11 protein-coding genes are annotated in these 12,529 nt (G+C 40.8%); 7 read left to right on the top strand and 4 right to left on the bottom strand.

Translation table 11 applies throughout. The features are described 5' to 3' along the window. The first annotated feature begins 65 nt into the window (after window positions 1-65). From RB604_RS14300 to RB604_RS14290, 3 genes are read left to right on the top strand one after another with little or no spacing between them, the layout of a single operon-like run. Window positions 66-740: an OmpA family protein gene (locus RB604_RS14300; protein WP_005932275.1), complete on the top strand. Its 675-nt coding sequence runs from the start codon at window positions 66-68 to the stop codon at window positions 738-740. Next, window positions 721-1,425 carry a monofunctional biosynthetic peptidoglycan transglycosylase gene (gene mtgA, locus RB604_RS14295; RefSeq protein ID WP_021937049.1) on the top strand — a complete coding sequence of 235 codons (705 nt, stop codon included), beginning with the start codon at window positions 721-723 and terminating at the stop codon, window positions 1,423-1,425. The genes RB604_RS14300 and mtgA overlap by 20 nt, the downstream gene beginning before the upstream one ends. Window positions 1,426-1,438: 13 nt before the next feature. Beyond that, entirely contained in the window at window positions 1,439-2,689 is a 1,251-nt protein-coding gene (locus RB604_RS14290) for a type IX secretion system plug protein (protein ID WP_007480788.1), read from the top strand. Between the two features lie 161 nt (window positions 2,690-2,850). On the opposite strand, the gene RB604_RS14285 is transcribed toward RB604_RS14290, so the two are convergent. Together RB604_RS14285 and RB604_RS14280 are read right to left on the bottom strand one after the other, a co-directional pair. Continuing rightward, a complete protein-coding gene (locus tag RB604_RS14285; protein WP_007480787.1) occupies window positions 2,851-4,626 on the bottom strand; it encodes a hydroxymethylglutaryl-CoA lyase-like TIM-barrel protein in 1,776 nt (591 codons plus the stop codon). 279 nt (window positions 4,627-4,905) lie between these two features. Then, complete coding sequence (locus tag RB604_RS14280) at window positions 4,906-5,409, bottom strand: RNA polymerase sigma factor (protein WP_005932285.1); 504 nt, start codon at window positions 5,407-5,409, stop codon at window positions 4,906-4,908. A gap of 244 nt (window positions 5,410-5,653) precedes the next feature. Here RB604_RS14280 and RB604_RS14275 point away from each other — a divergent pair, with 244 nt between their 5' ends. Together RB604_RS14275 and RB604_RS14270 are read left to right on the top strand one after the other, a co-directional pair. After that, window positions 5,654-6,214 carry a LemA family protein gene (locus RB604_RS14275; RefSeq protein ID WP_055294637.1) on the top strand — a complete coding sequence of 187 codons (561 nt, stop codon included), beginning with the start codon at window positions 5,654-5,656 and terminating at the stop codon, window positions 6,212-6,214. A gap of 24 nt (window positions 6,215-6,238) precedes the next feature. Continuing rightward, the gene (locus RB604_RS14270) at window positions 6,239-7,204 is read left to right on the top strand and encodes a M48 family metallopeptidase (RefSeq protein WP_007480786.1); all 966 of its coding nucleotides are present in this window, start codon (window positions 6,239-6,241) and stop codon (window positions 7,202-7,204) included. 111 nt (window positions 7,205-7,315) lie between these two features. Here the strand turns inward: RB604_RS14270 and RB604_RS14265 are convergent, their stop codons facing one another. Beyond that, window positions 7,316-7,729: a DUF3592 domain-containing protein gene (locus RB604_RS14265; protein ID WP_165353988.1), complete on the bottom strand. Its 414-nt coding sequence runs from the start codon at window positions 7,727-7,729 to the stop codon at window positions 7,316-7,318. Between the two features lie 374 nt (window positions 7,730-8,103). On the opposite strand from RB604_RS14265, the gene RB604_RS14260 reads away from it, so the two are divergent. Both RB604_RS14260 and RB604_RS14255 read left to right on the top strand, forming a co-directional pair. Continuing rightward, window positions 8,104-11,001, top strand: a complete 2,898-nt coding sequence (locus tag RB604_RS14260; protein WP_007480784.1) for a M16 family metallopeptidase — start codon at window positions 8,104-8,106, stop codon at window positions 10,999-11,001. A 186-nt stretch (window positions 11,002-11,187) separates the two neighbouring features. Next, window positions 11,188-11,673, top strand: coding sequence for a DUF4251 domain-containing protein (locus tag RB604_RS14255; RefSeq protein ID WP_005932302.1), 486 nt, complete (start codon window positions 11,188-11,190; stop codon window positions 11,671-11,673). A gap of 152 nt (window positions 11,674-11,825) precedes the next feature. On the opposite strand, the gene RB604_RS14250 is transcribed toward RB604_RS14255, so the two are convergent. Next, window positions 11,826-12,440, bottom strand: coding sequence for a trimeric intracellular cation channel family protein (locus tag RB604_RS14250; protein WP_055294635.1), 615 nt, complete (start codon window positions 12,438-12,440; stop codon window positions 11,826-11,828). Between the last annotated feature and the right edge of the window lie 89 nt (window positions 12,441-12,529).

The raw sequence follows: 12,529 nt of genomic DNA, 5'->3' as shown, positions 1-12,529 counted from the left end.
TAACTAAATATTTTTTTATCTTTGTCCTCGTTTTAGAGTTTATCACTAATAAATTAATAAGAAGTATGAAAAAGATTAAGTTTATGGCCTTCTTCCTAAGTATGGCTTTAGTATTCGGAAGTTGTGGATCAATGAACAATACCGCTAAAGGTGGAATGATCGGTGGCGGTTCAGGTGCCGCTTTAGGTGCAATTATCGGTGGTATCGCCGGTAAGGGTAAAGGCGCTGCTATCGGTGCTGCTATCGGTACAGCCGTCGGAGGTACTGCTGGTGCATTGATTGGCCGGAAAATGGATAAGAAAGCAGAAGAAGCTGCCAAAATCGAAGGTGCACAAGTAGAGCAAATCACAGACAACAATGGATTGGCTGCTGTAAAAGTGACTTTTGACTCAGGTATCCTTTTCGGATTCAACTCTTCTACATTGAGCAATGCCGCCAAACAATCTTTGCGTGAATTTGCCGGTGTGTTGAAAAGCGATCCGACTTTAGATATTGCAATCATCGGACATACCGATAAGGTAGGTACGCAGGAAGCCAATCAGAAGGTTTCGAACAACCGTGCTTATGCGGTAGAAAATTACCTGCAATCTTGTGGTGTTCAGCCTTCTCAATTCAAAACAGTAGAAGGTGTAGGTTACTCACAGTATGACGAATCGTTAACAGCTGCTCAAAATCGTCGTGTAGAAGTATACATGTACGCCAGCGAACAGATGATAAAAGATGCGGAAGCCGGTAAGTAAAATACTTCGTATCATACGCAGTCTGCTGCTCTTTTTCTTCCTGTCAACCCTTGTTGCGGTCGTTATTTACCGGTTTGTTCCGGTATATGTTACCCCGCTAATGGTGATCCGGAGTGTGCAGCAGATAGCATCGGGAGATAAACCCACGTGCAAACACACGTGGGTTTCTTTCAATCAGATCTCCCCACATCTGCCTATGGCTGTTATTGCTTCCGAAGACAATCGTTTTGCAGAACATAACGGATTCGATCTCAAGGAAATAGAAAAAGCGATAAAAGAAAATGAAAGTAGAAAGCGAAAACGAGGTGCAAGTACTATCAGTCAGCAAACAGCAAAAAATGTTTTCTTATGGCCCCAATCCTCATGGCTAAGGAAAGGACTGGAAGTTTATTTCACCTTTCTTATTGAAACATTCTGGCCGAAAGAACGGATTATGGAGGTATATCTGAATTCCATCGAAATGGGAAAGGGCATTTACGGGGCACAAGCTGCTGCCCAATATAAGTTCAATACCACAGCCGCCAAATTAACAAAGGGCCAATGTGCATTAATAGCTGCTACGCTACCTAACCCCATACGTTTCGATTCTGCCCATCCGTCGCCTTACATACTAAAAAGACAGAAACAGATCATGAGATTAATGAATCTTGTACCCAAGTTTCCCCCGCCAACTACTCATCACTAAACCTCTTTTGTTTATGATAAAATATTGTTCACTTCTTTTCTCTCTGTTATGCCTGTCAGGCGGAATCAGAGCACAACGCACAGAAATTTACGCACCTCATATTCAGACGGTGCAAGTGGTAGCCAACAATGACATCAACGCTCCTGCCGTCATTACATTGGACAGTAATGATTATATCGAGCTCTCTTTCGATGAACTATCACATGAGTATCACCGATATCAGTACGTCCTCTCCCACTGTAATGCAGATTGGTCTGCTTCCGACCTTTCGGACATCGATTATCTGGATGGGTTCAACAATAATCCGATAGAAGATTACGAAACCTCCATCAATACAACGATGCCTTATACCCACTATCGCCTGACATTGCCCAATAATGAGGTACGCATGAAATTGTCCGGCAATTATCTCATAACAGTTTATGATGATTCGGACACCAGTAAACCTGTTTTCAAAACCTGTTTCCGGGTATTGGACAAGCAAGTCAGTGTATCGGCTACGGTAAGCAGTGATACGGAAATAGATCGCAACAAAGGTCATCAGCAAGTGAGTTTCAATGTCCGGCACAGAGGGTACAATATACGAAATCCACAACAGGAAGTAAAAATTCAGGTAATGCAGAACGGACGGACGGACAATATGGTAACCGGAGTACTGCCTACCTACGTCGGCCCGGACGAACTGCGCTATACACACAATAAAGCCCTGATATTTCCGGCAGGAAACGAATATCGCAGGTTCGAAACAGTCAGTACACGCTATGCTAATATCGGTGTGGAAAGTCTTCAATTCCATGATCCTTATTATCATGCGACGCTGTTTCCAAGCGATCCCCGTACCAGAAATTATAGTTATGACGAAGACCAGAACGGACGTTATCTGATTCGTTACGACGATGCTACGGATAATGAAATCGAAGCAGATTATTTCTTTGTACATTTCAGCCTTCCCTGGGAAGATCCTTTTATGGACGGCAAGTTATACCTGCAAGGAGAGTTTACGTATGACAACTTTAACCAGCAAACGGAAATGAAATATAATAAAGAAACATACGCTTATGAATCGGTACAATTGCTTAAACAGGGTGCTTACAATTATCAATATCTATATGTCCCCAATGGAAGTACAAAAGGGGAAACCGGTCCGGTAGAAGGAAATTACTATGAAACGGAAAACGAATATCTGATTTTAGTATATGCGCGTCCATTCGGCGAACGGTACGACAAATTGATAGGCATGCAACAAGTCAGATTCAGACCTTAGAAACGCTAACTCAATAAAGTATAGACCAAGAATTCTTCTAAGATAAAAAGCCGGAACAGGCTTTATCTTTCATCATTCAGGAGTTAAGGAGCAGCACGATAATCGTATCAGAATCTTTTCTCGATAGACCTTTTGCTTCCCTTAACTCCTGAATCCGATAATCAGGCAAATATATTGCTACGTTCGATATAAGCTATTACATCTCCCTTATTTAAAGTAGCTCCTTGCTGAGCACAAACTTCGACAACGCGGCCTGTAAATCCGGTTAATATTTTCTCATATTCCCCCCACGGAGTAGAAAGGTAACAAAAGACTTCATCATGTTGATATTTACGCCCGATAAACGGTGCGGTGGATGGTCCTTCTACGGAAACCTCCCAAAGTATCTGCCCATTGTCCGGTGCTATAATAGGATCGGCTTTGGCGCGTTTCAGTTTTTTTATTTCTTCCTCCGAATACCCGTTCTTAACCATGGCTGCATCCTTGGCACGTTGCAGATCTTCTTCAAATCGCTTCTTGGCGACACCGGATTTATAATCACGGTATTGCCGGTCATGCATAGCCAACTCGAAAAGTTCCTCGTCATCCGGCCCGTATTCCCAACCATTTTCATCCATCTCCTTTTTATAGTCTTCCAAGGCATCCGGATAATTTTCCTGTGGATCGGTGTCGATAAATTCGTATCCTTTGGAGTGTGCTAATTCGACAATTTCCGGTGCAAGATTACCCGGTAAACGGCCGCTCTTACCCAAAATCATATCCCAAGTATGGTTATCGATCATCGTCCAGCGTTCGTCCCCTTTCACCAACTGCATTAAATTCATCAACGCCACATTCTTCACATACTGGCTGAATGGGGTCACTAACGGAGGATAACCGAGTTTAGGCCACACATACTCCACTTCATCAAAAAGCATCACCAATAGATCATCAATACTCAGCTCCGGCTCGTTTTTACTCTTCAATATCATATTGATACCTGCATGAACACCTTTCAAATCGGCCATCATCGACCCCATCATGCCACCGGGAAGCCCGCATTTCAATAAAAGAGAAGACATCTGCTTATTGGTGGAATCCATGAAATATCCCAAAAAGTCGTCAATGAACTCCTGTGTCATGGCACGCGCTTTCATATAAGCCTTCATATTAATTTCAGGCACATCATATCCTTTGTCCTTGAGCATGGCCTGTACGGATATTACATCCGGATGAACCTTTCCCCACGACATCGGCTCCATAGCCACATCAATAATATCGGCACCATTCTCGCAAACTTCAAGAATGGAAGCCATCGACAGCCCCGGTCCGCTATGTCCATGATATTGGATGATCACTTCGGGATGCCTGTCTTTAATAGCTTTCGTCAACCTGCCCAACATACCGGGACGACCGATACCGGCCATATCTTTCAGACAGATTTCCGGTGCACCGGCCTCTATCAGCTTATCGGCAATATCGGTGTAATATTCTACCGTATGCACCGGAGAATGAGTAATACAAAGAGTAGCTTGTGGAATCATGCCGCCCTCAATTGCGTACTTAATAGAAGGAATTATGTTGCGTACTTCGTTCAGCCCACAAAAAATCCTTGTAATGTCCACACCTTGGGCATGCTTTACTTTATACATCAACCGACGTACATCCGCAGGTACGGGATACATACGCAGCCCATTCAAGCCACGATCGAGCATATGGGTCTGGATGCCGGCCTCATTAAAAGGTTTGGTAAATGCACGCACCGCCTTATTCGGATTTTCTCCATACAAAAGATTCACCTGCTCAAAAGCTCCTCCATTGGTTTCGACACGGGCAAAACAACCCATCTCTATAATCAACGGAGCAATTCGCATTAACTGATCGACACGGGGTTGATACTTTCCGGACGATTGCCACATATCCCGGTAAACAAGACTGAATTTAATTTCCTTTTTCATTGCCGTAATCCATAAAGTGATTTCACATAAAATTGGTTAACACATCTTCTTTCACAAATATATAGACTTATTTGACATAAAGACAATTTTTAGCAAGAAAAAATAAGCCTAATCGGATATGTTTTATATCATATTGTCACAAAATTAAAGGAGCAAAAAGGGGACTTTCCTTCTCACTCCTTACAATTAAGCAATAGCCGTTCCATTTAAAACATTAATTTGATAATTACACGACCGTTTGTCTTTCAGTTTAAAACTATATCTAATTGTACCTATTGATTATACAAAATCTTTCAGTTCCTGCTGTAGCCGTTGGCGTGTGAAAAATATACGGCTCTTTACAGTTCCGAGAGGCAAGCCAAGTTTCTCAGCTATTTCACGGTATTTAAATCCGGAAACATGCATTGAAAAAGGAATTTTATATTCTTTGGGAAGGGCATTGACTACACGATGCATCTCTTTAAGGTCATAGGCACCTTCGGTACTTTCAAAACCGGAATCCTGCGGCAGATTCAAATGGTAAAGATTATCTGTCTGGTCTACAAAAGTCTGGTCACGTACAACCTTACGGTAATTATTAATAAAGATATTACGCATGATGGTATACATCCATCCCTTAAAATTTGTATCCGGGATATATTTTTCCTCGTTATCCAAGGCTTTTAGTGATGTTTCCTGCAACAAATCATTCGCTTCTTCACGGTTAGCAGTCAGTTTATAAGCAAAACGTAGTAACTCTTCTTGAACTCCAATCAAATCCTTTCTGAAACTTAAACTTTTCATATCTAATGGTTTTTACGGTTAATATTTCGTTTTTTTCTCGATGTTGCAAGTTTAAAGGTATTTTCAGACTTCAATAGGGGGAAATCCGTCTTTCTTTGGGGTAAAAACTATCAAAAAACAGTTTTTGGGTGCTTTTTGATAGTTCTCAGGTGCTATTTACGAAAATTATCAGCTGTTTTATTGCAGGAATAGTTACTTTCTTCTACCTTTGGAATATTAATAACTCTAATAAATACACAAAATTATGACTTTATTGATCATTTTAGGAATCATCGTTGTACTTGGAATCATGATCGCCTCTATGTATAACTCACTGGTGAAGTTAAGAAACAACCGTGAAAATGCATTTGCAGATATAGACGTACAGCTTAAACAACGACATGACCTCATCCCACAATTAGTAGATACGGTTAAAGGATATGCCTCTCATGAAAAGGAGACACTCGACCGGGTGATTCAAGCGCGCAACGGTGCTATCAACGCTCGTACAATCGACGATAAGATCAATGCCGAAAATCAATTGACTTCAGCCCTTACCGGTTTAAAAATTACGCTCGAAGCATATCCGGACTTGAAAGCCAATCAGAATTTTCTTCAATTGCAAGAAGAAATCTCGGATATAGAAAATAAGTTGGCTGCCGTTCGCCGTTATTTCAACTCGGCAACGAAAGAGTTGAATAATGCAGTCCAGACATTTCCTTCCAATCTGATTGCCGGAATGTTCGGTTTCCATAAAGAAATCATGTTCGATTTAGGAACAGAACAGCGTGCCAACCTGGAACAAGCTCCCAAAATCAACTTCTAATTCCTCACGGAAAACAGATAAACTATGCAATACGTCGGAATTCAAACACAGCAGAGCAGAAACAATGCACGTTCTCTGTTTCTGTTGTTTCTCTTCCCTTGTCTGGTAGGAGTACTCTCCTATTTGTTCTGTTATTTATTGGTAATGCTCACTCAGGAACAATATGCAGACTACGACCGGATGGATATGATCAACGGAATATTTCTCCAATCCATACCTTATATAATAGGTGGCGTGACAATTTGGTTTCTTATCGCCTATTTTGCCAATACCAGTATTATAAAAGCGGCTACGGGTGCCCAAACCTTGGAGCGTAAAGACAACAAACGGGTCTATAATCTGGTAGAGAACCTCTGCATGTCACAGGGAATGAAAATGCCCAAAATAAACGTTATCAATGACTCTTCACTGAACGCCTATGCCAGCGGTATTAACGAACGGACTTACACCGTAACTCTCTCCCGCGGGATTATTGATAAACTGGACGACCAGGAACTGGAAGGTGTCATAGCACATGAACTGACGCATATCCGTAACCGGGATGTCCGGCTGTTGATTGTCTCCATCGTGTTTGTAGGTATCTTTTCGATGTTGGCGCAGATAGCCATACGATCTATTTATTACAGTTCACGGGCGCGCAGTAGCAATAGCAAAGGGAATGGAGCCATCGTATTAATTCTGATAGCCCTCATCGTTGCCGCTATCGGTTATTTCTTCTCGAGTCTTATGCGCTTTGCCATTTCCCGTAAACGTGAATATATGGCCGATGCCGGTGCTGCGGAAATGACAAAGAACCCGCTTGCTCTTGCCAGCGCCTTACGTAAAATATCTGCAGACCCGGATATAGAGGCTGTGAAACGGGAAGATGTGGCACAGCTCTTCATCGAGCATCCCGGTAAACAAGCTAAAAGTGGATTCAACGGACTTAGCGGATTATTTGCAACCCACCCTCCTATTCAAAAAAGGATTGAGGTATTGGAACAGTTTTAAATTCCGATACAACTAATATTCAGAAGTTATAAGAATATGATGTATGCTTATGCTATAAAAGTTACTCCTGCCAAACATAGTAGCATAAGGACTACTTTCAATATTCCTTTCTTAATTTTTATTTCTTTGAGCTTTTGTAATTACTATGCCTAAAAAAAGACAAAATGTACCAAATATCCACATACTCCCCCATATAAACCCCTCTTCAAAAGGTATTACAACCTCCTCTGTACGGTCAGGATAATACCATAATGAAATTTCACTTCCCTGGAATATAAAAGGATTGTACAATTGCATCCTTACATGACTGCTGTAACGTTTTGTTTTATATTCGATGCGGGCAGTATGCTTGTATCTTACTTTTCGGTTACGATATATTCTCTCCGTTTTCAAATCCGTTACAACTCCTACGGTATGCTCCATTCTGTTTGATTTATCATACAGTCTATAAAGGCTGTATGAACCTGCAATAAATGAAATACTGCCTATAAAAAGCAACAGAAATATAATAACCTTTGATTTCATATACATCACCATTCTTGAAGAGTGTAAAATTACAAAAAAGCCGTGATAATTCATTCAACTTAGGCTTGATCCTTTTTTGACGTAGAATATTTCTTTATCATACATATGAATCAGCAGTTGCTAAGTTAGTTTTGTAACTAACTAATAAACAACAGTATAGTATCCATTCTCCCTCTCCCACGGAGAGGGCTGGGGAGAGGCTGACTGTTTATCAGATTTGAACCCAATATCCGACTACAAATTCGCATTACACATCACTTTCAAACTTATATTTTCAAACAAAATACTATTTTTCCGAACTTTTCGTAGAGGTTATTGTGATTTTTTTATAGCTTTGCCTACATATACATAAAAACACTTTATTTAATTATTTTATGAAACTACTTAAATCTCTCATCCTTTTAGTTGCGATAGCAGTTTCCGTTCCGTCATTCGGACAAGGACTGAAAGCATTCAAGCTAAAAAACGGTCTTTCTGTATATATATGGGAAGACAATACCAAGTCTGATGTCTTCGGATTGGTAGGAGTACGTACGGGAGCAGTAAATGATCCGGCCGAATACACCGGACTTGCTCACTATCTGGAGCATGTAATGTTCAAAGGTACCGATAAAATCGGTACATTGGACTGGGCTGCCGAAGAACCTATTTATAAGAAAATCATCGCTAAATACGATGAAATGGCGAACGAAACCGATCCGGTAAAAAAAGAGGCCATCGGTAAGGAAATCAATGAACTGACTATCGAAGCAGGAAAAGTAAGCGTATCCAATGAATTCTCCAACTTGATGGAAAGCATGGGAGGTAAAAATCTGAATGCTGCAACCGGTATGGATTTAACTTTCTACCATAATTCATTCCCTACATTCCAGATCAATAAATGGCTGGAGATTTCATCACAGCGTTTCCTTAATCCGGTATTCCGTACTTTCCAATCTGAATTGGAGACTGTATACGAAGAATACAATCGCGGGCAAGACAATCCGGGACGCGTACAATACGATTTTATCCAAAGCAAAGCCTATGAGGGGCATCCTTATGCACGTTCAGTGCTCGGTTTACCCGAACATTTGAAAAATCCCCGCTTGAGCCAATTAATCAAATTCTATAATGATTGGTATACGGCAGAGAATATGGTGCTGATTCTGGTAGGTAACATCAATGCCAACCAGATCAGTGGACGAATAGCTTCTACCTTTGGCCGTCTTCCTCAAAGAGCGACTCCCGAGCGTAAAACCTATCCCGACCTGGATATCAAAGGCCGTACACAATATACTGCCAAAGTGGGCCGTTACCCATCCGTATGTTTAGTATACAAAGGAGTACCGGCAGGTCATCCGGATGAAAAGCCTTTGGAAATAGCTCTTTCACTATTAAGCAATAGCAGTGCAACAGGTGCGCTCGATAAATTATCTATTGATGGTGAAATCACAAACGGATATGCATCCTTGGATGCGAACCGCGAACAGGGCCGTTGCAAGATTTCGGTAACCCCGTTGTATGACGAAAACCAAAGACGCTTTGAATCCAACAAGAGTGCAGAGAAAAAAGCACTGAAAGCCATTCAGCAAATTGCCAACGGTGAAGTGGAAGACTGGATTATCGATGCCATTAAAAGCAATATGTGTCGTGAGTTCGACCGCGTCATGGAATCCAATGAGAATAAAGGGCTTATCCTCTTGCAAGCTTTCATTAACGAAGAAGATCTGGGACAGGTTCTCAACTACAAAGATGAGATCATGGCAATCAATATCGACGATATCAAGCGTGTGGCTAAGCAATATTTAAACAATGACTATCTGGCTCTTTATATAGAAAAAGGCAACTTGAGTAAAGATGCTAAAATAAAGAAACCGGGATACAAACCAATCGAACCTCCTGTTGGAAAACAATCTCTTTATGCACAGCAATTCAAGAGTTTACCGATCGGACAGGTGGAAGAAAAGTTTATGGATTTCAGTGAAGTTCAGACGAAACAAATCAACGACCGTTCCAAACTGTTTTACACATCCAACCCGGAAAATGAAGTATTCAGTCTGACTTTAAAATATGGTGCAGGCGAACGTGTTTTCCCGAAAGTCGGCATTGCCGCCAATCTAATGAACAACGCAGGAATCATGGGAATGTATGAACCTCAAGATTTGAAAAAGGAACTTAGTAAACTGAATGTCAGTTGTGATGTATTTGCGGGTGATGATTATCTGTACATATCTATGCGTGGATACGAAAACAATCTTCCGGAAGCCTGTCAATTGCTTGCCCGCCAGATTTTAATGCCGAAGCTGGACGAAAAACAATTAAGCCGTATTAAAGGTAGCATATTAGGATCACGCCAACAGCGTAAAGAAAATGTTCAGACGTTAGGTGCTGCATTGAATCAATATATCCGCTACGGAGAAAAATCTCCTTTCATAGATGAACTGACAGACAAACAAATTCTGGAATTACAGATCTCTGAATTGACCGGTGACATTAACCGTGCCTCAAATTATGAAGCGGAAATCTATTATACGGGTACATTGCCTTTCGATAATGTATACGAAATCCTGAGTAAAAATCTTCCATTGGTAGCTAATGAGAAACCGACAGATTCGCCACAAGTGAAACCGATTGCCCCGGTTACTGAAAACACTGTATATTTCTTACCAAACTCGGATGCAGAACAAGCTCAGATTTATTTCTTTATGCCAACGGCAAATTATGATAAGAAAGATGATGTACTACGTGATGCATTCTATCAATATTTCTCCGGTGACTTTAACGGATTGGTTTTAAGCGAACTCCGTGAAAAACGCTCAATGGTTTATTCGGCATACGGAGTAGTTACCACTCCTGCTCTTCCGGGATATCCGACTACCTTTATCGGGCAGATAGGAACGCAAAATGATAAAGCCAATGAAGCATTAGCCCTCTACATGGATCTGTTGCGCAACATGCCGGAAAACCCGGATCGTATGGATAACATTAAGAGCTATCTGCGTCAGGAAGCATTGACAACACATCCCGACTTCCGTGATAAAGCTCAATACTTCGAACAATACAAGAGAGTAGGTTATACACAAGACCCTGCCATTGAAAATGTACCAAAAATCGATGCTTTGACTTTTGATGATATAATGAAATATTATAAAGAAAATATCAAAGACAAACCGATAGCTATCGGTATCATGGGTAACCCTAAGGATATCAATGTAGACGAACTGAAGAAATTCGGTAAAGTAATAAAATTATCAGAAAAGAAACTGTTCAATTCTAAAGATGCTTTATTCTAAAATCCGGTAGTTTTACCTGATATCGGTTATAATTGATCCCCGTTTGTATGGTGTGCAAACGGGGATTTTTATATTAGCTCCCCTCCTCTTCGCTATGTTATACTTCTGTTTAATTTCATTAAATAAAGTGCAGTTAATCTGTATTTTAGTATCTTTGGACTGTTAGTAATAAAAAAGAGTAGCGATATGAAAACGAATCAACGTATTATTATCATCTTAATGTTCATGATGATGGCCGGCCTATCCGACATTTATGCTCAAAACAAGAGAGAGATAAAAGAACAGAGAGAGCAAGCTATCAAAGAGCAGATCATAGCCGAGAAGTATAAGATCAGTGTAAACACAGCCTACCCCCGTCGAGGGAGAACCGTTCATTTATCATCCCCTTATTCTGTGGAAATAAGGAATGACTCCGTTATTTCCTATTTACCTTTTTACGGACGAGCTTATTCAATTCCTTATGGTGGAGGAGAGGGATTGATATTTCAGGCACCACTCGATGAATACGAGATGGAAATGAATAAAAAAGGAACAGCAAAAGTTAAATTTACAGCTCGTAGCCCGGAAGATAAGTTCACGTTCAATCTTACTATCTATTCCAACGGTTCGGCAAGTATCAATGTCAATATGCAAAACAGAGAATCTATAAGCTTTTCGGGAGAAATGGAGTAAATAATGTGCCAATTTATCAATGTGCCAATGTGCCAATTGGCTGCGCTATCTTCTATTGGTACATTGATCAGATTGGCATATTGGCATATTATATCATTGGCATATTGGCACATTATATCATTGGCATATTGGCACATTATTTCATTGGCACATTATTCCTCCTCTCCTTTCAATATCGGAAGGCAAATTTGATATTTCACAGCCAGAATACGGGTTATGAACACACTGCATCCGCTTATAATTTGTGTGATCACCGTATCTATTCCTAAAAGATGACACAACCAGTAGACAATGCCCCCCACCACACAAGCCATTGCATAAATTTCCTTGCGGAATATCAAGGGGATTTCATTGATAAACACATCACGAATTACTCCACCGGCGGCACCGGTGATACTGCCCATGATAATAGCTACCCAAAAAGGATATCCCAACGCTATACTTTTTCCCACACCGACTACGGTAAATAAGGCAAGCCCTACACTGTCAAATATAAAAAAAGTATTGTGCAGATGAATTAAGTGTTTACCGAAAAAAATAACCCACAACAAAGCCATTCCGGTACAAATTAGATAGACAGGATCCGTCATCCACCCCGGAGTGATGTCCAGCAATACATCACGGATCGTACCACCTCCAATAGCAGTGGCCAACCCCACCACATATGCTCCGAACCAATCAAAACGCTTGGCAGAAGCTAAACGGATACCACTGATTGCAAAAGCAAACGTACCTATAAAATCAAGAATCTGAACAAATGTCGGCATATCTAAAGTTTTTTGTCTACAAAGGAACAAATAATTCCGCAAGAAAGCGTACATTTGTTTCTTGAAAATAGACGGAAGAACGATATAAT

The sequence above is a fragment of the Bacteroides salyersiae genome, assembly GCF_031172035.1.
Taxonomy (GTDB): domain Bacteria; phylum Bacteroidota; class Bacteroidia; order Bacteroidales; family Bacteroidaceae; genus Bacteroides; species Bacteroides salyersiae.
Note: the sequence above shows the minus strand (reverse complement) of the source record. Positions and strands in the feature narration are given on the sequence as shown.